The following is a 21,768-nucleotide window of genomic DNA, read 5'->3' on the forward strand; positions in this document are numbered from 1 at the left end:
TCGCAGCTTTTTTCAGCACTTTTCAGTGAATTACTTCTTAATCTGCGCGACGTACTGCAATTTGGACGAAAAAAAAAGACCAATGCATAAGGCATTGGTCTGGATCATAGCCGGACTTCTTTTACTACCGTCGGATCAGAAAGACGTGCGCTTATAACTTCGGTACTGCGGTGCCCAGAAGTTGTGCTCAATGGCTTTCGACAGAGAATCTTCTGACGTTACCATCGCCACGCCCTGCAACTGCGCGGCCTTACCGACGGCCATCGCGATGCATTTAGACACGCCCTGAATATCGTCAACGTCCGGCAGCAGCGAGCCTGTGCCTTCTGTGGCCAGCGGCGAACACTCTGCCAGTGTTCTGCTGGCGGCCATCAGCATCCCGTCGGTAACGCGGGTGGCGCCCGAGGCAATCACACCCAGCCCGATCCCCGGGAAGATGAAGGAGTTGTTGCACTGTGCGATAGGGTAGAGCTTGCCTTTGTGGCTCACCGGTGCAAACGGGCTGCCGGTGGCGACCAGCGCGGCGCCGTCTGTCCAGTTCAGGATATCGGCAGGTGTGGCTTCCACGCGGGACGTCGGATTGCTCAGGGGCATCACCACCGGACGTGCACAGTGTTTGTGCATTTCGCGGATAATTTCTTCGGTGAACAGCCCCGGCTGGCCGGAAACGCCGATCAGCACGGTTGGCCTGGCGTTACGCACCACATCCAGCAGGGAAACGCTGTCGCTTTCCATGCCCCAGCTGGCCAGTGCGCTGCTTTTCTGCACCAGTTTGCTCTGGAAATCCAGCAGGTTAGGCAGTTTATCGGTGAGCAAACCAAAGCGGTCGACCATAAAGACTTTGGCGCGGGCTTCTTCTTCACTCAGACCTTCAGATTTCATCTGCGCAACGATTTGTTCTGCGATACCACAACCGGCAGAACCCGCACCGAGGAAGGCGACTGTCTGATCGCTCAGTTTGCCCCCGGCGGCTTTACTGGCGGCAATCAGGCTACCCAGCGCCACGGACGCTGTGCCCTGAATATCGTCGTTAAAGCAGCACAGTTCATCACGGTAGCGTTCGAGGATCGGCATGGCATTCTTCTGTGCGAAATCTTCAAACTGCAGCAGCACGTTTGGCCAGCGGATTTTTACGGCCTGAATGAACTGATCAACAAACGCTTCATATTCTTCACCCGTAATGCGCGGATGACGCCAGCCCATGTACAGCGGGTCGTTGAGTAACTGCGGATTGTTGGTGCCGGCGTCCAGAACCACCGGCAAGGTATACGCCGGGCTGATGCCACCACAGGCGGTATACAGGGAAAGCTTACCGATCGGAATGCCCATGCCGCCGATGCCCTGGTCGCCCAGGCCGAGAATGCGTTCGCCGTCAGTCACCACCACCACTTTTACGTGTTGTTTGGTGGCGTTCTGCAACATGTCATCGATGTGGGCGCGGTTGGGATAAGAGATGAACAGGCCACGGGCGCGGCGGTAGATATCGGAAAAGTGTTCGCAGGCCTCGCCGACGGTCGGGGTATAAATCACCGGCATCATTTCGCTGAGATGGTTGTCCAGCAGACGGTAGAACAGTGTCTCATTGGTGTCCTGAATGTTTCTCAAATAGATGTGTTTATCGATGTCGGTTTTGAAATTCTGAAACTGGCGGTAGGCACGGTCAGCCTGTTCTTCGATGGTTTCCACCGCTTCCGGCAGTAAACCGTGAAGGTTAAAGTTGCTGCGCTCTTCTTCAGTAAAAGCGCTGCCTTTATTCAGTAACGGAAACTCTAACAGGATCGGGCCAGCGTGGGGAATGTACAGGGGGCGTTTACTTTCGTATTCAAGTTCCATCGTTTTACTCTTCCGGTTTTCAGAATGTTGTTTTTTATATTTCGGAGCGGTGAGGGTAACAGAGAGGAAATAAGGATTTCAAATGACAAATGTAATGACAATGTTATGTAACTAAAGACTCCGGAAACAGAGTCTTTAGTGTTAACCGGCTCACACTATCAGCAGGTCAGCGTGGTGATATCTTTGCAGCCCAGTGCTTTTAACGTGGCACGCGTGGCATCGTTTTGCGTGATCAACGCATCTTTTTGCTCGACCAGTACTGCACGGCGCACTTTCAGGCAATCTTCACCTGACATATTCAGCAGGATTAACGCGGCCTGCAAAGGAGGCAGGCTCGGATTGAATGCGGCGTTTTCGGCGTAACGGCCACCGAACTGTTTGCCGTTATGGGTTTCCAGCGCCACACCACTGTGCGACTTACTGTAAGGCGCATGACTTTGATTGCAGGCATCCAGTGCCATGAGTGCCAGGGAGTCGGTGCTTTCCAGTGTGTAACCGTGATTCACTTGGTCCATCAGCAGGGTGGTGATGTCCAGATCCTTCGGGCCGAAGGAGTGCGGCAGATAATCGCCAAGTGTTGCTACATCACGATCGGGCAGATGGATATCCAGCGCTGTGCCGCTGGTCAGCTCATTCATAAACTGACGACAATGCCCGCAAGGGGTGTAATTCACGGTGATGGAGGCCAGACGGGTTTCACCACGCAGCCAGGCGTGCGTGACTGCGGATTGCTCAGCGTGAACCGTTTGTTGCATCGGTGCACCGGCGAATTCCATGTTGGCACCGAAATACAAATTGCCTGAAATTCCGCGTGCAACCGCACCGACATTGAAATGAGAGATAGGCGTAACGGAACAGGCTGCGGCCAGAGGCAGCAGGGCAAATGCCAGCGCGTCATCGTCCAGTCCGGTCGCCTGTTTTATCTGCGCAACATCAGCCGCAGTGAGCATTGCCGGGAAGTCATCATGACGCAAAAACGGCTCAAGCGCGGAGGATAAATTTTCAGGGAGTGCCGCAAAGGCGGTGTGAAAACGTGCGTGCATAAACATTCGATCTCGCAGTGATTACGGTTGAACAGTGTAAAAGTCATTCCATGAATGTAGTGTGATGAATGTCACTTTTTCGATGTAATAAGTTCTGCTTCGTTGCATATTTGGGAGATGTTACGCAGAACAGCCGCCTTTCCAGACGGCTGTTAAAAAAGGATGACGGGGAATCAGTGAGCCGGGAACCACTTGTCATTGATCTTTTTAAATTCGCCGTTAGCTTTGATCCCTTCCAGCGCTGTGTTCAGCTTCGCCAGCAGTTCCTTATTATCAGGACGCACCGCCATGCCGACGCCGGTACCAAAGTATTGCGGATCTTTAATCAGCTCGCCGACTTCACCCAGATTCGGGTTGGATTTCAGCCAGCCGTTCAGCACGGCGGTGTCGCCTAACAGCCCGTCCAGACGACCACTTTTCAGATCCAGAATCGCATTCTGATAGCTGTCGTAACCGACGGTAGTGATTTCAGGATGCTTTTCCATCAGGTATTTCTGGTGCGTGGTGCCATTTTCCAGGCCAACACGCTTACCTTTCAGGTCCGCAATAGAAGCAAACTTGCCTTTCGGCCCGATAATCATCGCCGTGTTAGCGTAGTAAGGCTGGGTGAACGTCACCTGTTTACTGCGCTCTTCCGTGATATCCATACCGGAAATAATCACATCGAAACGACGGAATTTCAGTGCCGGGATCAGACCATCAAACGGCTGATTGGTGAAGGTACAGGTTTCCTGCATTTGCTTACACAGCGCGTTCGCCAGGTCGATATCAAAACCAATAATCTGGTTGTCAGCGCCGATAGATTCAAACGGCGGATACGTGGCGGAAGTACCGAAACGAATGGTGTCCGCAGCGGTGGCAGTGAAAACCGTGGCAGACAAGAGGGCGGCGAGGATCAGCTTTTTCATGCAATACATTCCTGTTCAAAAAATGACATTCCCTTCATGGTACAGTTTACTGATTTTATTAATCTAATCGGGTAACTGGCAGGAAGTGAAACCTGAGAATAAAGTGCCACTAAATGAATTTATATGCAATAAATTTGATTAAAAAATTATAAATTGAAACAAGGGGATGTTTTTTCCGGCACAAAAAAAGGGACGATTTCTCGTCCCTTCAGATTCTTCTCTGGCTATCAGTTACGGCGTTCAAATGCCAGTGCACGACGCTCAATCAGGCGCATCATCAGGGTCAGCAACCCGTTCACGCACAGATAAACCACACCGGCCGCACCGAATACCATCACGTCATACGTACGACCGTACATCAGCTGGCTGTGACCCATCACATCCATCAGAGTAATGGTGTAGGCCAGCGAGGTACTTTTAAACACCAGCACCACTTCGTTGGAATACGATGACAGCGCGCGTTTAAAGGCGTACGGCAACAGAATGCGCAAGGTTTGCGGCTTCGACATGCCAAGTGCTTCGCACGACTGCCACTGGCCGGACGGAATAGCGCGTACCGCACCGGTAAACAACTGTGTGGTATATGCCGCGCTGTTCAGCGCCAATGCAAACATCGCGCAAAGCCACGGCTGCGACAGGACTTCCCATAACCACGGAATTTCGCGGATCGACGGAAACTGGCCCGGTCCGTAGTAAATCAGGAAGATTTGCACCAGCAACGGTGTGCCGGTAAACAGCGTGATGTAACCTTTAACGATCTGGCTGGCAACCGGCACTTTCAGCGTCAGAACGACGGTGAAAATCATCGCCAGCAACAGTGCAACAATCAGTGCCGCCACGGTCAGTGTCAGGCTGGTGTGCAATCCTTTCAGGACTTCAGGTAAATATTCCCACATCAGGATGCACTCCGTTCAAAGCGTGTGGTACGCAGTTCGATACGTTTAATCACGAACTGGCTGAACAGGGTAACAAGCAGATAGATACACGCCGCAATCACATACCAGGTAAATGGCTCCTGCGTACGGGTCGCAATGCTTTTGGTTTGCAGCATCAGGTCGTTCACGCTGATAAGGGATACCAGCGCGGTATCTTTCAGCAGCACCAGCCACTGATTACTCAGCCCCGGCAACGCATGACGCCACATCTGCGGCATGATCAGGCGGAAGAAAATCGCCGACTTTTTCATGCCCAACACCTGACCGGACTCCCATTGCCCTTGCGGCACGGCTTTCAGTGCGCCGCGCAATGTCTGCGATGCATAAGCCGAATACAGCAGGGAAAGGGCGATCACACCACACACAAACGGGCTGACTTCGAAGTTCTCAATCGGCAACTTGATCGGGATGGCGAACAGGCCAAGATTGATGCTGAAGCCATCGGCCAGCACCATCAGCAGCTGTGAGGAACCAAAATAGATGAACAGTACCACCAGGATTTCCGGCAGACCGCGCAGCACGGTAACCCACGCGGTGCCCAGCCAGCTAAGCGGCTTCCACGGCGCGGATTCCCAGACTGCGAAAATCATCGCCAGCACCAGGCCGAGGATCAGCGCACAAACGGCAAGGCCGACGGTCATCCCGGCGGCGCTTGCTAAAGGTTGGAATTCAGTCATTGATAGGCAAACTTATTGCTGGAACCATTTTGAATACAGCGTTTTGTAAGTGCCGTCTGCTTTCACTTTTGCCAGAGCATCATTCAGTTTAGTCAGCAATTCGGTATTGTTCTGACGAACCGCAACACCCAGGCCGGTACCGAAGTAAGTCGGGTCAGTGATTTTGTCACCCACAGCGGCCAGATTTTTGTTCTGTTTAAGCCATTCATTCACCACGGCGGTGTCACCGAATACGGCATCCAGACGACCGTTTTTCAGGTCCAGTACGGCATTCTGATAGCTGTCGTAAGGTACGGCGGTGATTTCAGGGTGCTTATCCATCAGGTATTTCTGATGAGTCGTGCCGTTTTGCATACCGACACGTTTGCCTTTGAGCGCAGCAACGTCAGTGAACTGACCAGAATGGGCGATGAAAATAGCAGAGTTATCGTAGTACGGGTTGGTGAATGCCACTTGTTTCTGACGTTCAGGCGTGATGTCCATACCGGAAATCACCGCGTCAAAACGGCGGAATTTCAGGCTCGGGATCAGGCTGTCGAACGCCTGATTGGTGAACGTACAGGTTGCCTGCATCTCTTTACACATGGCGTTCGCCAGATCGACGTCAAAGCCCTGGATCTGATTGCTGGAGTCTACAAACTCAAACGGAGGATAAGACGCTTCCATCGCGAAACGGATGGTATCAGCAGCGCTGGCAGACAAACTGACGGTAGCCAGAACCGCGGCAATTACTAATTTTTTCATCGCAAACTCCGTAGAAACATCAATCAATGTATTGATAGAAATACAGTTTAGTGGGAAAGGTAGCTGGCAAACTCTTTGGTTTGCGGCTGTGCGAAAACGGAGGCATCGCCTTGCTCGACAATGCGGCCATTTTCCATGTACACCACGCGGCTGGCGGTCTTACGCGCAACTTCAACTTCGTGGGTCACGATAACCTGAGTAATGCCGGTGCCGGCCAGTTCGCGAATAATGCTGACGATCTGGGCGGTGATTTCCGGGTCAAGCGCGGCGGTAGGTTCATCAAACAGCAGAACCTGAGGCTCCATCATCAGCGCACGGGCAATCGCCACACGCTGTTGCTGGCCACCGGAAAGATGCAACGGAAAACGATCGGCGTAATCGGTCAGACGCAGACGGGTCAGCAATTTCTGGGCACGCGCGAGCGCAACGTCTTTGGTCAGCCCCAGCACTCGCATAGGCGCTTCCAGTAAGTTGTCGAGCACCGTGCGGTGCGGCCACAGATTGTATTGCTGGAAAACCATGCCGACGTTCTGACGCAATTCGCGAACGGCTTTTTCATCCGGTTTGCGGGTGAAATCGAAGGTATTACCGGCGATCTGCAAAGTGCCTGAACGCGGCATTTCCAGCAGGTTCAGAACACGTAACAGGGAGCTTTTGCCTGCACCACTTGGGCCGAGTAAAACCAGAGTTTCACCGGCAGGGCAGTCGAGCTGAATGTCAAAAAGCGCCTGATGCACGCCGTAGAAGCAGTTGATGCTATTAAGTTGAATACTCATGCGCAAATAGTGAATAGCCATTGATGCCGCAGATGGTAACTTCCGCAGCATAGTTATGCAACGATCGCGGCTTAAAAATTATGTGTTACCGCAGGAATGCCAAAGTGTAGCACATCATATTGTTAAACCGCTGTGACGGGGATGTTGGTCAATGACGATATTCATCACTGACCCACATTATGCAACCGCTATTTTAGAGAAAGGAATGGCTTACTGGTGTTCTAAAACCTGGCGCAGTGTGCCACTTGAAGCGAAATCGAGGTTTGCCATATAACGCACATCATCAACCGTCCAGCATTGGCCTTCACGCACCATCAGCACTTCATCTTTCCAGCTTGTCGATGCGCCTTTGTCTTTCTCATGTGTGAAGGTGACGCGCAGGGGAATGTTACGGGCGTCGGTGTTCGGTATGGTGGAGGCGCTGTCTACGGAGGCAGACGTCGGTCCATCAAACAGGCTGGAGAAAATGTCACCATCGCCAGAACCAGCACCCGTTTTCTCGTTCGGTGAGGCGGCGATATCGACTTTCGGATGTGACTGCGCTTTCAGCAGCGCATCATACAATGCGGTGCTCAGATAAGGTCGGTATGCGGCCAGTTGGCTGGAATTGGGTAATCCGCTGCCGCCTTGTTTAATGCGAAAATCATAGAATTGCTGAGCAACGCTGTCAGGGCCGCCATCGACACAGGGTGCGGTGCGGCTGCCAATGTCCTTATATGCAGGTTCTACCGTGGTGCAGGCACTTAACATCAGTACCAGCGGGATGGCGGCGACAAGGGTTTTCTTTTTCATTGTATTCCTTACTGAAAGATTGAACATTTTCACCATGACGTTCTTTACCATACAGTATAAAACCGATTTGGCTTAATGCATGACGAAGAGAAATCAGTCAAAGGTAATACCTTGATCTCTCACGCAGGGTTTATGCTATTAATGACATTATTGCCAGGATTTGGACGACAACTGATAAGGAATACGCATGCAAATTTCAACCACTCCGACCCTCGAAGGTTTCACCATCGCTGAATATTGCGGCGTAGTGACGGGCGAAGCGATTTTAGGGGCAAATATTTTTCGTGATTTCTTTGCTGGTGTGCGCGATATCGTCGGTGGGCGTTCCGGCGCTTATGAAAAAGAGCTGCGCAAGGCGCGTGAAATTGCTTTCCGTGAACTGGAAGAACAGGCGAAAGAGCGCGGTGCGAACGCGGTTGTCGGTATTGATATCGATTATGAAACCGTGGGCAAAGACAGCAGCATGCTGATGGTCAGCGTGTCCGGCACCGCAGTGATTGTGCATCGCAAATGATCTGTCAGCGTGTGAAACAGGGTCTGTTCACCGTCGCATTACTCATGCTGGCGGGTTGTCAGCACGCCAGCCAGCAGCGCGCGGATGCGCCATTCCGGCTGGAAACGGCGCGACAGGCGCAGGGCGCAGATCAGCGGATCCGTTTTCTGGTGATCCATTACACCGCTGAAGATTTCGACAACGCATTAAATACGCTTACAGATGAGCACGTCAGCGCACATTATCTGATCCCGGCGCAACCGCCACTTGAAGCGGGTAAACCGGTGGCGTGGCAACTGGTGCCTGAAAATATGCGCGCCTGGCATGCCGGTGCCAGCAGCTGGCGCGGGCGTACCAATCTTAACGATACGTCGGTGGGCATCGAACTGGAGAACAAAGGCTACAGCAACTATTTGCTCGGCAAAAAATTCTATCCGTTCCCGCCTGCGCAAATAGATTTACTGGCTAATCTGAGCCAGGAGATTGTCGCGCGTTATCAGATAGAACCGCGCAATGTGGTGGCGCACAGCGATATCGCGCCGCAGCGCAAAGATGACCCCGGTCCGCTGTTCCCCTGGCAGGAAATGGCCGAACGTGGGATTGGCGCGTGGCCGGATGCGGCGCGGGTGAATCAGTATCTGGCGGGACGTAATCCGCAACAGCCTGTCGATCAGGCGCAGTTGCTGGTGTTGCTGAAAGCGTACGGATATTCAGTGGAAGATAATATGACGCCGCGTCAGCAGCGTCGGGTGATTGCGGCATTCCAGATGCATTTCCGCCAGAGTGATTATCGCGGCCATGCGGATGCTGAAACTGAAGCGATCGTCCGGGCGCTGTTACAGCAGTTTCCGGAGAAGAACGACTGAAACCAGCGACTGACCTGTACGGTCAGTCGCGTTTCGGACCGATGCCGTGCAGCCCCTGAAGTTTACCGTGATCGCGTAACCAGTCGGCGGTGCGGATAATCCCCTGATCGAGTGAAATCACCGGCACATAACCGAGTTCTTTCTGCGCACGCTGTGTGTCGAGCGTGAGATCGAAATTGAGTTTTGCCACACTGTAATGCGTCAGCACCGGTTCTTTCTGCGAGCTTTTGCTGATGCGCTCCATGCCCCGCGCCATCATATCCAGCAGCGGATACGGTACCGAACGGATGCGATATTTGATATCCAGATTTTCCATCAGTTGTTTCACCAACGTACACAGCGGACGCGGTTGCTGATTTGTAATATTGAACGCGCGACCTGATTCTGTTGCCTGCGACTGCGTCGCCAGCCACATTGCATGCACGGCATTCTCAACGTAGGTCATGTCCACCAGCGCTTCTCCGCCGCGTGGCAGCATCAGTGTTCCGCCATATTTCAGCATTTGCAGCAAACGCGGCATCATGACGTTGTCGTGCGGGCCGAAAATGCCCTGCGGTCGCAAAATGGTGAAATGCGTTTGTGGATTCGACAATGCCAGCGTGTGGATCACCTGTTCACCGGCGGCTTTGCTGCGTGCAAAGGAGTTGGCGAAACGGTGCGGGCGAAAGTCTTCCTGAATATCACGGTGATGGTGAAAATCGAAGTAGATCGCCGGTGACGAAATATGCACGAAGTTTTCCACACCATATGCCGCGGACCATTCGCCCAGACGCCGTGTGGCGCGCACATTCGCCAGCTCGAATTCCTGTTCACTGCCCCACGGCGACATCAGCCCTGAGCAGTGCCAGACGGTATCGATATCTGCCAGCAGGGCTTTGGCCTGAGCAGACACCAGCGTGGTGAGATCGGCGTGAATAAATTCTGCGCCCATTTTCTGCAAAAGCGATCCCATGGCGGCATTCCGTCCCGTCGCCCTGACTTTGATGCCTTTATTTCGCAGAAACTCAACGGCATTTCTTCCAAGACCGCCGCTCGCACCGGTAACCAAAACCTTCATATACAGGCCAATGCCTTCATAAATAGAGAAAAATTGTTGTCAGCGTCGGGGTTCTGGCACCCCTCAGCAATAAGGGTGCCATTCTTTCGTGAAATTGTGCGGGTTGCAATGGGAAAGGGGGAAAGCTGTGTCTGAAAGCAGATTAAATGACCCTCTTTAGCGTCCGCAACGGTCTTTCTGCCGGGCAAGGCTGGCGATGCGTTTTGCCATACCACGAAAAATAAACTGATGAGCGGGCATCATACTGAACCAGTAAAGCAGGCCGCTGAACCCTGCCGGATGCCACCAGGCGCGCACATCCAGGCTGCGGCTTTCACCGTGGTCGGTAATCGTGAACGTTAAACGACCGAGCCCCGGCGCTTTCATGCCGAATAACAGCGCCAGTTCGCGCTGAGGTTTCAGGCCGATCACTTTCCAGCCATCAATTTTATCGCCAGGTTTCAGGAAATCACGATCCGGACGGCCGTATTTCACGCCGCCGCCGAGTAAATCGTCGATCCGTGCCCGCGTTTTCCACAAACCGTTGGCATAGAAATACCCTTCAGCGCCCCCAAGCTGCTGAATGACTTTCCATAATGCGGCTTTTGACGCCGACGTTTCCAACGTGAAACCCGCCTGTTTCGGATAATAACCGTAGCCTGGACGCCAGCGCGCACGGGCGTCAGGATCGTATCCCCAGTCCGGTGAATCCATGATCTGTTGCTGTTCTTTTTCCAGCGTACTGCGGATCGCCTCATCAATGGGGATCAGTGTTTGCGGGATCAGCTTTTGCAGTTTCTCACTGTCGGCCGGTAAATCGTGGTTCAGCCCCTGGATCAGCGCTTTTGCCAGTGACGTCGGCACGGAGGTGATCAGGCTGAGAAAATATACCGAAACAAAAGATGTTGGCAGGGGAACGGGGAGCAGCCAGCGGCGTTTACCGCTCATCGCGATAAAGCGTTTAAACAGCGTCTGATAGCTGATGTATTCCGGCCCCGCCGCCTCCAGAATCTGATTTTCAGTGGCGGGCAGTGTCACCAGCCCCTGTAAATAATTAAGCAGATTTTCCAGTGCAATGGGCGACGACTTTGAGCGAACCCAGCGCGGCGGCGTCAGCACCGGCAGGTTGTACACCATGTCACGCATCACTTCGAACGCGGCAGAACCGGCACCAATCACGATGCCGGTGCGCATTTCCGTCACCGGAATAGTACTCATGCGCAGCAAATCGCCGGTGAGTTTTCTCGCCTGCAAATGCGCTGAATGATTGCCTTCCGGCTGCATTGAGCCGAGATAAACAATGTGCTTAATGGAGGAATCTTTCAGTGCCAGCAGAGTGTGCTGCGCCGCCTGCCGTTCTTTTTCCAGTAAATCATCATCTTCTGCCATGGCGTGAACCAGATACACCAGCACGTCAGCGCCTTCAAAGGCGGCAGCCAACGTTTTACTCTGATAGACATCCGCGAAGCAGCAGCGGACGTTTGGCCATTTTTGCTGTTGCAGCCATTCGATACGGCGTGCGGCGGCCGTGACCTTGAAACCTTGCTGGCTCAGATGCGCCGTCAGATGTTGTCCGATATACCCGCTGGCACCGAGAACGACGATCCGGCCAGTGTGTGTCGTGATTGGCATTTCCATTTGCTCGGTCAGTGTAAGGGAGATAAAGCAGAAAGTACGGCGATACCCGCGCAGGCTATCGCCGTCAACCGGATTGTCAGGCGTGCTGATGCAGGAATTCCTGCCACAGCGCCACGACTTTTTGCAGATCTTCACGACTGATATTGATATGCGTCAGCACGCGTGTGACCGGCCCCGCACTGATGATCACACCGCGCTCCTGCATCCACGGCCCCATTTTGGCTGCCAGTTCTGCGCTTTGTTTAATGTACAGCACATTGGTTTGGGCACCGGGTTCAGCGATTTCTACGCCGATTTTGCGCAGTTCCTGTGCCAGCCACTGTGCATTGTCGTGGTCATCTTGCAGACGTGAAACGTTATTTTCCAGCGCGTAAATTGCTGCTGCGGCCAGAATACCGGACTGGCGCATACCGCCACCGGTCATTTTGCGCCAGCGGTTAGCACGCTGGATGTACTCTTTGCTGCCGACCAGAAGGGAACCAATCGGTGCGCCCAGACCTTTCGACAGGCAGATGGTCAGCGTGTCGCAATACTGAGTGATCTCACGTAATTCCACGTTCAGTGCCACTGCCGCATTCATGATACGCGCGCCATCAATGTGCAGTGCCAGCCCTTTTTCACGGGTGAAGGCGAACGCCTTTTGCAGATAATCCAGCGGAAGCACTTTGCCACTGTGGGTGTTTTCCAGGCTCAGCAGACGGGTCCGGGCAAAATGGATATCATCGGGCTTGATGGCTGCCGCGATCTTATCCAGCGGGATAGAACCGTCAGCATCCATGTCCAGCGGCTGAGGCTGGATACTGCCGAGCACCGCGGCTCCACCTGCTTCATACATATAATTGTGAGCTTTCTGGCCAACAATATATTCTTCGCCACGCTGGCAGTGCGTCAGCAACGCCACCAGATTGGCCTGCGTACCGGTTGGTAAAAACAGCGCCGCGTCTTTGCCACACAACTTTGCCGCCATGTCCTGTAAAGCATTTACCGTTGGGTCATCGCCGTAGACATCATCGCCGACTTCAGCGCGGGCCATGGCCTGACGCATAGCTTCACTGGGGCGGGTTACGGTATCACTGCGTAAGTCGATCAACGTGGCTTCCTTCTGGGTGAATGCCCCTTAAGGGGGCAGGTATGATTATTTAATCATGCACTATAGCCCTGTCGGGGTTATCGCAGCCAGTTGGTTTTTGCCAGTTCGACCACTTCGTCGCCCCGGCCGCTGATCACCGCGCGCAGCATGTACAGGCTGAAGCCTTTTGCCTGTTCGAATTTTATCTGCGGTGGCATCGCCAGTTCTTCAGTGGCGGTGATCACATCGATCAGCACCGGCCCCTCGTAGGCGAACGCATCCTGCAAGGCGGTGTCGATATCGGAGGATTTTTCAACCCGAATGCCTTTGATGCCTGCAGCTTCAGCGATAGCGGCGAAATCCGGGTTTTTCAGCTCGGTGCCATCCGTCAGATAACCGCCGGATTTCATTTCCATTGCGACAAAGCCCAGTACGCTGTTATTGAAAATAATGATTTTCACCGGCAGCTTTTGCTGCGCCAGCGTCAGGAAATCCCCCATCAGCATGGCAAATCCGCCGTCGCCGCACAGCGCCACAACCTGACGTGAGCGGTCAATGGCCTGCGCACCAATCGCCTGCGGCATGGCGTTGGCCATCGAGCCGTGATTGAACGAGCCGAGCAAACGGCGCTGGCCGTTCATTTGCAGATAACGACACGCCCAGACGGTCGGCGTGCCGACGTCGCAGGTGAAAATCGCATCGGCAGCGGCAAAGCGGCTAATCTGCTGCGCCAGATATTGCGGGTGGATCGGTTGCTTGTCGTTCGGCGTCGCCAGCCCGTCGAGATCTTTGCGCGCTTCCTCGTAATGCTTCAGCGCCTTGTCGAGGAACTTGCGTTCATTTTTTACCTGCAACTGCGGCAGAAGGGCGGTCAGGGTGGATTTTATGTCGCCGACCAGCGCCATATCCACATGGCAATGTGCACCGATGCTGCCCGGATTGATATCAATCTGAATGATTTTGGCATCGGTTGGATAAAACGCGCGATACGGGAATTGCGTGCCGAGCAGGATCAGCGTGTCGGCATTGAGCATGGCATGATAACCGGAAGAGAAGCCGATCAGCCCGGTCATACCGACGCTGTACGGGTTATCCCATTCGATATGTTCTTTGCCGCGAAGTGCATGCACCACCGGCGCTTTCAGGGTTTCAGCCAGTCTGATCACTTCATCGTGCGCACCCGCGCAGCCGCTGCCACACATCATCGTAATGTTGGTCGCGCCGTTCAGCAGTTCCGCCAGCTTTTCCAGTTCTGTAGGCTGTGGCGTGACTTTTGGCAGCACAGGCGTATACCAGCTGACTTTAGCATCTTCCGGCGCAGGCTTGAGCGCCACATCGCCCGGCAGCACAATCACTGATACGCCACGGTTGAGAATGGCTTTGCGCATGGCGATCGCCAGTACCTGAGGGAGTTGCTCGGGATTGCTGATCAGTTCGCAGTAATGGCTGCATTCACGGAATAATTCGGTCGGGTGGGTTTCCTGAAAGTAACCGCTGCCGATTTCACTCGACGGGATATGCGCGGCAATCGCGACAACCGGCACATGATTGCGATGGCAATCGAACAGGCCGTTGATCAGATGCAGGTTGCCCGGGCCACAAGAACCGGCGCACACCGCCAGTTCGCCGGTGATTTGTGCTTCGGCTCCGGCGGCGAATGCGGCCACTTCCTCATGGCGCGTACCCAGCCATTCGATGGTACCCATGCGGTTCAGGCTGTCGCTTAACCCGTTCAGGGAATCGCCGGTGACGCCCCAGATCCTTTTTACGCCTGCTGCCTCGAGAGTTTTCGCCAGGTATGCTGCTACGCTTTGTTTCATAGTCCCTCCGGTGCGCCCGTCATCCTTCGAGCTGCCTCTGCGTTGGCTGCTTTCGCGAACCCGGTCACATACTTATGTATGCTCCCGGCGATTCACTCAGTTGCCGCCTTGATCCAACTCGAATGATTTAGGGCTAATTTTCAAATAAGTGGATTAAGCATAGTCCACTGATTACATCCTTGAATGTTCAGCCTTAAACCATACAAAAATATGCGGAGGAGGGAGGTGAAGAATTGTAAATCTGCCCGCGCAGACTGTAAAAAGTCATGAGCGGGCAGTGAGTTACTGCGGGGGATCAGGCGAGGGTGACATCGCCCTGGAGCTGACAGCTACAGGCCAGTACATAACCCTGAGCGACCTCTTCGTCGGTCAGCGTCATGCGGCTGGTGGTCTGGTAATCACCGGAAAGTATCCGGGTTTTACAACTGCCGCAGACGCCTGCACGGCAGGCTGCGGTGACCGGCAAACTGTGCTGTTCCATGGCTGCCAGCAATGTCGTTCCCACCGGTACGCGGTAATTCTGTAACGGTGTCAGGCGGGTCAGCGTCAGTTGCTGGTCGGCAGACACTTCAGTTTGCTGTGCCTGAAACTGCTCTTTGACGATATTCTCTGCCACTGCGCCCAGTTGTTTCACCCATTCTCCGGCCAGTTGCATATAAGGCGCAGGGCCGCAAATCATTACCCGACGTTCACGGATATCCGGCACCTGACTTTGCAGTAGATCCTGGCTCAGGCGACCGGCGATTTGGCCGGGTTTTGCATCCTGTTCCACAAGAAGAGTCAGATTAAGCTGCGGATACGCTGCGGCCAGTTGCTGCCATTCTTCGGCAAAAATGATGTCCTGCGGGCTGCGCACGCTGTAAAACACCTGCACGCTTTGCGCCGGATGATGCGCCAGAATATCGCGCGTGATCGACATAACCGGCGTCACGCCACAGCCAGCCGCCAGCAGCAACAAAGGCTGTGGCGTATCGCAGGTGAATTCCCCCTGCGCATCGCTCAGCCAGAGATAATCACCGGCTTTAACCTGCTGCGTCAGCCATGGCGAACCTACGCCGTCCCCGATGCGGCGCACCGTCAGCTGAATAAAGCGACTATTGCCCGGTGTGGAAGACAGTGTATAGGCACGCTGTACGTCACCACGCTGGCCAATATTCACCAGAGCAAACTGGCCGGGACGGTACGAATACACATCGTGATTAATCAGCGACAGTGTGCGGACATCCGGCGTTTCCTGTGTGACGGAATACACCTGCATGCGGTTCTGGCACAACGCGGTCGGCTGATCGGGAAATAAAGGAAATTTCATGTCAGCTTACTCCGGCAGCATGGTTTTCAGATCCTGCTCAACCGAGGTGATTGCGCGCAGGCCAAATTTTTCATTCAGGATCGCCAGCAGGTTATCGGTGAGGAAGGCCGGTGCCGTCGGGCCGGTGGCGATATTTTTTACGCCGAGCGACAGCAGGGTCAGCAGGATCACGATCGCTTTCTGTTCAAACCACGACAGCACCAGACTCAGCGGTAAATCATTCACACCACAGCCTAATTTCTCGGCCAGATTCACGGCCAGAATAATGGCGGAATAGGCATCGTTACACTGGCCGACGTCCAGCAGACGAGGCAGGCCTTCAAGCGTACCGAAATCCAGTTTGTTGAAGCGGTATTTGCCGCAGGCCAGCGTCATGATCAGGCAGTCCTGCGGTACGCTAAGCGCCAGATCGGTGAAGTAGCTGCGTTCTCCGCGACTGCCGTCACACCCGCCGATCAGGAAGATGTGGCGCAGTTTTTTTGCGGCAACCAGATCGATGACGGTGTCTGCTGCGCTGAGTAAGGTCTGGCGGCCGAATCCGACGGTAATTTCCTGTTCAATCTCGCTGTAACGGAAGCCCGGAAGCTGCAATGCCTGCGCAATGACCGGCGCAAAATCTTCGCCTTCCAGATGCTGCACGCCCGGCCAGCCGACAATGCTGCGGGTCCAGATGCGGTCGCCATAATTGCCGACATTCGGGTCAATAATACAGTTCGAGGTCATGACGACAGGGCCGGGGAATTTGGCGAACTCCACCTGCTGATTTTGCCAGCCGCTGCCATAGTTACCGGCCAGATGCGGGAATTTTTTCAGTTCGGGATAACCGTGCGCCGGCAGCATTTCGCCGTGGGTGTAAATATTGATACCGGTGCCGACAGTTTGCTCGAGCAGCATCTGTAAATCTTTCAGGTCATGACCGGAAATCAGAATCGCTTTACCTGCCAGCGGACGGACATTGACCGCCGTCGGTTGCGGATGACCATAAGCGTCGGTTTCACCTTTGTCCAGAATGGCCATCACGCCAAAGTTCATTTTGCCGATTGCCATCGCGTTCGCGAGCAGCTCGCCCATGTCGGACGGTTGCGTGCCCAGCCACGCCATCAGGCGATGATATTCGGCGTAAATGGCGCTATCAGACTGGCCCAGAACATGCGCGTGCTCCATATACGCCGCTGCACCTTTCAGGCCATACAGGCACAGCATACGCAGGCCGTGAATGTCATCACCGATCTGCGCTTTGTCACCGTTGAGCGCAAATTGCTGTGCCTGCTGTTGCAGCTCGCTGAGATTATCGCTCACCAGTTCCAGTGCGGCCAGCGGATGGTTAATGGTGATTTCCGCATCCATCAGACGGCAGCGGGTAGCCAGCGATTCGCGATAAAGAACGGCTTCACGGGCATAACCGACGATACGCTCAGAATCGAAGTTTACGTTGGTCAGCGTGGAGAAAAAGGCGCGGGGTGCGAAGCTGTCGATCTCTTCATCAATGATGCCATACCCGCGTGCGGTCAGTGCCCAGGCAGATAAACCTTCTAACACCGCGACCAGTAAGTCTTGTAAATCAGAAGTTTCGGCTGTTTTGCCACACATACCTTGCGCATACGCGCAACCATTGCCCGCCGGGGTACGGACTGTTTGTTCACATTGCACACAAAACATAATGAGGTCCTTTTAAAGTTGCATTTGAAATGCTTGTTTTGATGCAAGCCTAGAGCTGGCTGAGACAGAAATGAAGGGATTTTTAAGACAAAGTGACGCGGAGTTGATTTACCGCAAGTTTTGCCGGGCGGTTCCCGCTGCGGGATGGCAGCGGGACGGGCAGGGATCAGGCAGAGAAAAAGGCCATTAAGACCGGGGCAATCAGGCTGAGGATAAAGCCGTGCACCACGGCCGGAGGCACCATATCCAGTCCGCCGCTGCGCTGTAACACCGGCAGGGTAAAGTCCATGGATGTCGCGCCGCACAGGCCGAGAGCCGTCGAACGGCTGCTGCGCACCAGTGTCGGAATCAGCATGATGGCGCAGAGTTCGCGGGCAAGATCGTTAAAGAAGGCCGCGCTGCCAATCACCGGTCCGAAAGAATCTGTCAGAACGATGCCTGAAAGTGAATACCAGCCATAACCGGAGGCGATGGCCAGCCCGGTTTTCAGCGGTAAACCCAGCAGCAGTGCGGCAAGTGCACCGCCAATCAGGGCGCTGAGGGCCACCACGATTGCTACCATCATGCCGCGACGGTTCAGGATAATCTGGCGCAGGGTCATGCTGCTGTTGCGCAGTTGCAGACCGACCAGCGCCAGCAGGAATAACAACGCGATTTCGCTGGCCTGCGACGCGAAGGTAAGCCAGTGCCATTGTGTCAGGCCCAGCGCAAAACCCCCGACCACCACGCCGCACAGTTTCAGTGATTCCAGTGCCATGTGAATGCGGGACGGCAATTTTTCCTGTTTATACTGCGTTTTCCAGGGCTTGCGGCGTTCCAGCAACCACAGCGCGGCGTAGTTCATCACGAAGATGCACAGGAAACAGACGGCGGCATATTTGAAAATCAGCAGCAAATTGGTGCTGAGATTGTCCAGGAAAGCCAGACTGATGCCCATAATGAACAGGATGACGTACACCATCCAGCTCAGTAACTGGTTGACAAGATGCAACAGGGCACGGTTTTTGAGCGGAATAAGGTAGCCGGCAATCAGCGGCAAAAGAATAATTAACAGCCCGGAGTACATGATGCAAAAGTCCCTGAAAAGTAAGATCCCATGAGTGGCGTGCAGCACATAAAATGCCGCCCGCCACGCTAACGAAAAGTTATCTGACTGTAAAGCAGCTTCGGCACGCAGAGATATCTCTGCGAGCTTGACCTGAACCGATTTTTAACGCCATGCTCAGGAAAGTTTTGAGCGCACAGGAGGCGTCTGATGTATCTGGAACGTGTTGATATTGTCGGTTTTCGCGGGATTAACCGCCTGTCTTTGACGCTGACGCAGCCCGCGCAACGTGGCGCATCGATTACCGGTTCTGCCCATCAGGGGCAGGCCGAATCCTTTCTGACCAACACCGTGTTAATCGGCGAGAACGCCTGGGGGAAATCCAGCCTGCTCGATGCGTTAACTCTGCTGCTTTCCCCCGAATCTAAATTGTACTGCTTTAAAGAGGAGGATTTCTATTTCCCGGCAGGCGAAGAGGAGGCCAAATCACAGTACCTGCACGTGGTGTTTACATTTTGCGAGAACCAGGCCGGTCATCATATGTCGCCGCGCTTTAATCCGCTCTCACCGCTTTGGGTGAAATGTGCCGATAAGCTGAACCGTATCTATTATCGTCTTGAAGGAGAGCTGGACGACGATGGCAGCGTGATGACGCTGCGCAGTTTTCTGTCGTCCAACGGTCAGCCTTTAAATCTGACGACGATTGACCCGCTTGCGCAGGCGTTGATCCGCCTGAACCCGGTATTACGCTTACGCGATGCGCGCTTTATTCGCCGTCTGCGCAGCGAAACACTGGCGCCGCGGCTGGCAGTCAATAATGAAGAGCTGGCAAAACAGCTTGATGAACTGACGCGCGAATTGGTTCACAGCCCGCAGACGCTGAAAAACAGTGAACTGCGCAGTGGCCTGTCGGCGATGCGACAGTTGCTGGAACACTATTTTGCCGAGCAGGGGACGTCCAGCAGCGCACCCTGGCAGCAAAAGCGTCATGGCCGGGCGGAGAGCCGCCGCGCATGGCGTTCGCTGGATAACATCAATCGCATGATTGCCGAACCCAACAGCCGCAGTATGCGGGTGATGCTGCTTGGCATGTTCTCGACATTGTTACAGGCGAAAGGCTCGGTGGTGCTGCATCCGGATGCCCGGCCACTGTTACTCATTGAAGACCCCGAAACCCGTTTGCATCCGATCATGCTATCGGTGGCCTGGGGATTACTGGATCAGTTGCCGTTGCAGCGTATCACCACCACCAACTCCGGCGATTTGTTGTCGCTGGTGCCCGTTGAGCAAATATGCAGACTGGTGCGTGAGTCCGGCCGCGTCGCGGCTTACGCCATCGGTCCTGAAGGGCTGAGTATGGAAGACAGCCGCCGCATCGCTTTCCATATCCGTTTTAACCGTCCCTCGTCTTTATTCGCCCGCTGCTGGCTGCTGGTGGAAGGCGAGACCGAAGTCTGGTTGCTGAACCAGCTGGCGCGTCAGTGTGGTTATCATTTTGAATCGGAAGGGATAAAGGTTATTGAGTTTGCACAATGTGGCCTGAAGCCTCTGCTGCGTTTTGCGCGGCAAATGGGCATCGAATGGCATGCGCTGGTCGACGGTGACGAAGCCGGTCGCAAATATGCTGCAACAGTGATTGCGAACGTGGAAAACCACAACGATACGCTGCGATATCGCCTGACGGCGTTGCCGTCGCAGGATATCGAACACTTCCTGTATCGCGAGGGTTTCGAAGACGTTTACCGCAAGAATGCGACGATACCGGACAATGTGCCGATGTCGCCGAGAAGAATTATCGATAAAGCCATTCACCGCAGTTCGAAGCCAGATCTGGCGATTGATGTGGCACTTGCGGCCTCGTTGCGGGGAACCTCGTCTATTCCTCCGCTGCTGCGGCAAATGTTTTCCCGCGTGGCATGGCTGGCACGCGGCAGGGCGGATTAAGCGGCGTGGCTGTTTTCGGTTATCACGGGGTTGCCATGTCCGCTGGAAAAAGTGTGACGGATCTGCGTTTCCAGATCGTCTAACAGCTGGTAACGGCGACGGTATTCCGAGCGTCGTTTACTGGCGATTTCTTCCAGCGGGCGATGGGCAATCTGTGAAGGTAAATGGAAATAACCGTCATCGCCCGGTTTAGCATCCAGCGTTTCCCAAAAACTGTCGTAATCGGCAAACACCATGCCTTTGCGTTTTTTGTAGCGCGGGTTTTCATAAATATGGGTGTGATTTCCCACCGCCACGATTTGCTGCATGCCGGTGACGTCCGCGAGTGTGGTCAGCGCTTCAATCACCAGACGTTTAGGGAATAAACCGTGGCAGGCTTTGGTCGCTGTTTGTATTTCCAGATGATCCACGTGCGCGCGTGGCCCCTGTAACGCGCCGATAAACAGCGTAGGACGCCCCTGATATTCAATAAACGAAAACGTCACGATCGCAATCGGTTCACCCTGCGGAGTATTAAATGTCAGGGTGGCTTCGCCTTCTTTATCGAGACGGCTGATGGCATTAAAGGCGACAAAAAAATGTTGCCCCTCTTTGCCTGTCAGCGTGGCGATCGCCATCGGCTTTTTATTCAGATAACCGTGATTAATCGCGTCGGGCAGGCAATGACCAATCATATCGTAGTGATCAGTGATGCGTTTCATCGCCTGTTGCGGCGTGATATTTGCCGACTGATACGCCCGGTGCAGCTTACAAGGCAGGCTGGGCATGGCGGTCAGGATTTCGTCGCGCTGCGGATGCTGTGCCAGATAATCAAGCATCCCAAACGTTCTGCGCGGGTGCGCCAGCGTGCGGAAGAGGAATTTGAGGCGATAGCGTGGTAATTCCCATGATGGCCCCGGCGTTATCTGACGGGTGAGCAATGCCTTCATTAACTGAAGGCCGGTAAGTGGCGCCTTTTCTACAGAAGGGTAGCTGAAAGTAGTCATGGAAATACCTGTTGTCGTGAGCCAGAGTTTTGTGGTGGCTATTTCATCAGGCCAAGAATAAACAGGTATACAACGGTGGGAATTATGGAGAAATTGCATGTAATTTGTTGAGATGATGTTTAGATTTACATCCTCATATGATGTGTCTTAGCAATTTGTGTCTAAAAAATGTACTTTTTTTCACGCTCAGGACTT

19 protein-coding genes are annotated in these 21,768 nt (G+C 54.0%); 3 read left to right on the forward strand and 16 right to left on the reverse strand.

The features are described from left to right. Nucleotides 1–135 precede the first annotated feature (135 nt). The 8 genes from LC431_RS23180 to LC431_RS23215 all read right to left on the reverse strand — a co-directional run bounded on the left by LC431_RS23180 (nucleotide 136) and on the right by LC431_RS23215 (nucleotide 7,708). Nucleotides 136–1,833, reverse strand: a complete 1,698-nt coding sequence (locus tag LC431_RS23180) for an NAD-dependent malic enzyme (protein ID WP_013574749.1) — start codon at nucleotides 1,831–1,833, stop codon at nucleotides 136–138. Nucleotides 1,834–1,991: 158 nt separating this feature from the next. After that, the gene (cdd, locus tag LC431_RS23185) at nucleotides 1,992–2,876 is read right to left on the reverse strand and encodes a cytidine deaminase (RefSeq protein ID WP_015689569.1); all 885 of its coding nucleotides are present in this window, start codon (nucleotides 2,874–2,876) and stop codon (nucleotides 1,992–1,994) included. A gap of 173 nt (nucleotides 2,877–3,049) precedes the next feature. Beyond that, nucleotides 3,050–3,784, reverse strand: coding sequence for an arginine ABC transporter substrate-binding protein (locus LC431_RS23190; protein ID WP_013574751.1), 735 nt, complete (start codon nucleotides 3,782–3,784; stop codon nucleotides 3,050–3,052). Nucleotides 3,785–4,011: 227 nt separating this feature from the next. Continuing rightward, a complete protein-coding gene (gene artM, locus LC431_RS23195) occupies nucleotides 4,012–4,680 on the reverse strand; it encodes an arginine ABC transporter permease ArtM (RefSeq protein ID WP_112151156.1) in 669 nt (222 codons plus the stop codon). Next, nucleotides 4,680–5,396, reverse strand: a complete 717-nt coding sequence (gene artQ / locus LC431_RS23200) for an arginine ABC transporter permease ArtQ (RefSeq protein ID WP_013574753.1) — start codon at nucleotides 5,394–5,396, stop codon at nucleotides 4,680–4,682. The genes artM and artQ overlap by 1 nt, the downstream gene beginning before the upstream one ends. Nucleotides 5,397–5,408: 12 nt before the next feature. After that, nucleotides 5,409–6,140 carry an arginine ABC transporter substrate-binding protein gene (gene artJ / locus LC431_RS23205; protein ID WP_013574754.1) on the reverse strand — a complete coding sequence of 244 codons (732 nt, stop codon included), beginning with the start codon at nucleotides 6,138–6,140 and terminating at the stop codon, nucleotides 5,409–5,411. A 47-nt stretch (nucleotides 6,141–6,187) separates the two neighbouring features. Beyond that, complete coding sequence (artP, locus tag LC431_RS23210; RefSeq protein WP_015689572.1) at nucleotides 6,188–6,916, reverse strand: arginine ABC transporter ATP-binding protein ArtP; 729 nt, start codon at nucleotides 6,914–6,916, stop codon at nucleotides 6,188–6,190. Nucleotides 6,917–7,126: 210 nt separating this feature from the next. Further along, entirely contained in the window at nucleotides 7,127–7,708 is a 582-nt protein-coding gene (locus tag LC431_RS23215; RefSeq protein ID WP_013574756.1) for a lipoprotein, read from the reverse strand. Nucleotides 7,709–7,895: 187 nt separating this feature from the next. On the opposite strand from LC431_RS23215, the gene LC431_RS23220 reads away from it, so the two are divergent. Both LC431_RS23220 and LC431_RS23225 read left to right on the forward strand, forming a co-directional pair. Continuing rightward, entirely contained in the window at nucleotides 7,896–8,222 is a 327-nt protein-coding gene (locus LC431_RS23220) for a heavy metal-binding domain-containing protein (protein WP_013574757.1), read from the forward strand. After that, nucleotides 8,219–9,067 (forward strand): N-acetylmuramoyl-L-alanine amidase, encoded by an 849-nt coding sequence (locus tag LC431_RS23225; RefSeq protein WP_255611247.1) that lies wholly within the window; start codon nucleotides 8,219–8,221, stop codon nucleotides 9,065–9,067. The genes LC431_RS23220 and LC431_RS23225 overlap by 4 nt, the downstream gene beginning before the upstream one ends. A gap of 22 nt (nucleotides 9,068–9,089) precedes the next feature. On the opposite strand, the gene LC431_RS23230 is transcribed toward LC431_RS23225, so the two are convergent. The 7 genes from LC431_RS23230 to LC431_RS23260 form a co-directional block, all read right to left on the reverse strand. After that, entirely contained in the window at nucleotides 9,090–10,124 is a 1,035-nt protein-coding gene (locus tag LC431_RS23230; protein ID WP_013574759.1) for an NAD(P)-dependent oxidoreductase, read from the reverse strand. A 156-nt stretch (nucleotides 10,125–10,280) separates the two neighbouring features. Beyond that, nucleotides 10,281–11,735, reverse strand: coding sequence for a DUF2867 domain-containing protein (locus LC431_RS23235; RefSeq protein ID WP_112151154.1), 1,455 nt, complete (start codon nucleotides 11,733–11,735; stop codon nucleotides 10,281–10,283). Nucleotides 11,736–11,817: 82 nt separating this feature from the next. Further along, on the reverse strand, nucleotides 11,818–12,831 hold the full coding sequence (gene ltaE, locus LC431_RS23240) for a low-specificity L-threonine aldolase (RefSeq protein WP_013574761.1): 1,014 nt from the start codon (nucleotides 12,829–12,831) through the stop codon (nucleotides 11,818–11,820). Nucleotides 12,832–12,908: 77 nt separating this feature from the next. Further along, the gene (poxB, locus tag LC431_RS23245) at nucleotides 12,909–14,630 is read right to left on the reverse strand and encodes a ubiquinone-dependent pyruvate dehydrogenase (RefSeq protein ID WP_217244196.1); all 1,722 of its coding nucleotides are present in this window, start codon (nucleotides 14,628–14,630) and stop codon (nucleotides 12,909–12,911) included. Between the two features lie 295 nt (nucleotides 14,631–14,925). Further along, complete coding sequence (gene hcr, locus LC431_RS23250) at nucleotides 14,926–15,939, reverse strand: NADH oxidoreductase (protein ID WP_223510372.1); 1,014 nt, start codon at nucleotides 15,937–15,939, stop codon at nucleotides 14,926–14,928. A gap of 6 nt (nucleotides 15,940–15,945) precedes the next feature. Beyond that, nucleotides 15,946–17,598, reverse strand: a complete 1,653-nt coding sequence (gene hcp, locus LC431_RS23255; RefSeq protein WP_013574764.1) for a hydroxylamine reductase — start codon at nucleotides 17,596–17,598, stop codon at nucleotides 15,946–15,948. A 166-nt stretch (nucleotides 17,599–17,764) separates the two neighbouring features. Then, nucleotides 17,765–18,664, reverse strand: coding sequence for a lysine exporter LysO family protein (locus tag LC431_RS23260; RefSeq protein WP_013574765.1), 900 nt, complete (start codon nucleotides 18,662–18,664; stop codon nucleotides 17,765–17,767). Nucleotides 18,665–18,853: 189 nt separating this feature from the next. On the opposite strand from LC431_RS23260, the gene LC431_RS23265 reads away from it, so the two are divergent. After that, the gene (locus LC431_RS23265; protein ID WP_223510373.1) at nucleotides 18,854–20,587 is read left to right on the forward strand and encodes an ATP-dependent endonuclease; all 1,734 of its coding nucleotides are present in this window, start codon (nucleotides 18,854–18,856) and stop codon (nucleotides 20,585–20,587) included. On the opposite strand, the gene LC431_RS23270 is transcribed toward LC431_RS23265, so the two are convergent. Beyond that, nucleotides 20,584–21,573, reverse strand: a complete 990-nt coding sequence (locus LC431_RS23270; RefSeq protein WP_037036068.1) for a VirK/YbjX family protein — start codon at nucleotides 21,571–21,573, stop codon at nucleotides 20,584–20,586. The two genes, LC431_RS23265 and LC431_RS23270, sit on opposite strands and share 4 nt — an antisense overlap. Nucleotides 21,574–21,768: the final 195 nt, after the last annotated feature.

Source organism: Rahnella sp. GSA61A (genome assembly GCF_019969905.1).
GTDB classification, from domain to species: Bacteria; Pseudomonadota; Gammaproteobacteria; order Enterobacterales; family Enterobacteriaceae; genus Rahnella; species Rahnella aceris.

Bases quoted from the DNA above. Each gene is read 5' to 3' on its own strand.
- LC431_RS23230 (WP_013574759.1), bottom strand. From the start codon at position 10,124: ATGAAGGTTTTGGTTACCGGTGCGAGCGGCGGTCTTGGAAGAAATGCC.
- LC431_RS23270 (WP_037036068.1), bottom strand. From the start codon at position 21,573: ATGACTACTTTCAGCTACCCTTCTGTAGAAAAGGCGCCACTTACCGGC.
- LC431_RS23260 (WP_013574765.1), bottom strand. From the start codon at position 18,664: ATGTACTCCGGGCTGTTAATTATTCTTTTGCCGCTGATTGCCGGCTAC.
- artM (WP_112151156.1), bottom strand. From the start codon at position 4,680: ATGTGGGAATATTTACCTGAAGTCCTGAAAGGATTGCACACCAGCCTG.
- LC431_RS23265 (WP_223510373.1), top strand. From the start codon at position 18,854: ATGTATCTGGAACGTGTTGATATTGTCGGTTTTCGCGGGATTAACCGC.
- artJ (WP_013574754.1), bottom strand. From the start codon at position 6,140: ATGAAAAAATTAGTAATTGCCGCGGTTCTGGCTACCGTCAGTTTGTCT.
- LC431_RS23220 (WP_013574757.1), top strand. From the start codon at position 7,896: ATGCAAATTTCAACCACTCCGACCCTCGAAGGTTTCACCATCGCTGAA.
- hcp (WP_013574764.1), bottom strand. From the start codon at position 17,598: ATGTTTTGTGTGCAATGTGAACAAACAGTCCGTACCCCGGCGGGCAAT.
- LC431_RS23215 (WP_013574756.1), bottom strand. From the start codon at position 7,708: ATGAAAAAGAAAACCCTTGTCGCCGCCATCCCGCTGGTACTGATGTTA.
- LC431_RS23235 (WP_112151154.1), bottom strand. From the start codon at position 11,735: ATGCCAATCACGACACACACTGGCCGGATCGTCGTTCTCGGTGCCAGC.
- LC431_RS23180 (WP_013574749.1), bottom strand. From the start codon at position 1,833: ATGGAACTTGAATACGAAAGTAAACGCCCCCTGTACATTCCCCACGCT.
- LC431_RS23190 (WP_013574751.1), bottom strand. From the start codon at position 3,784: ATGAAAAAGCTGATCCTCGCCGCCCTCTTGTCTGCCACGGTTTTCACT.
- artQ (WP_013574753.1), bottom strand. From the start codon at position 5,396: ATGACTGAATTCCAACCTTTAGCAAGCGCCGCCGGGATGACCGTCGGC.
- poxB (WP_217244196.1), bottom strand. From the start codon at position 14,630: ATGAAACAAAGCGTAGCAGCATACCTGGCGAAAACTCTCGAGGCAGCA.
- hcr (WP_223510372.1), bottom strand. From the start codon at position 15,939: ATGAAATTTCCTTTATTTCCCGATCAGCCGACCGCGTTGTGCCAGAAC.
- artP (WP_015689572.1), bottom strand. From the start codon at position 6,916: ATGAGTATTCAACTTAATAGCATCAACTGCTTCTACGGCGTGCATCAG.
- cdd (WP_015689569.1), bottom strand. From the start codon at position 2,876: ATGCACGCACGTTTTCACACCGCCTTTGCGGCACTCCCTGAAAATTTA.
- LC431_RS23225 (WP_255611247.1), top strand. From the start codon at position 8,219: ATGATCTGTCAGCGTGTGAAACAGGGTCTGTTCACCGTCGCATTACTC.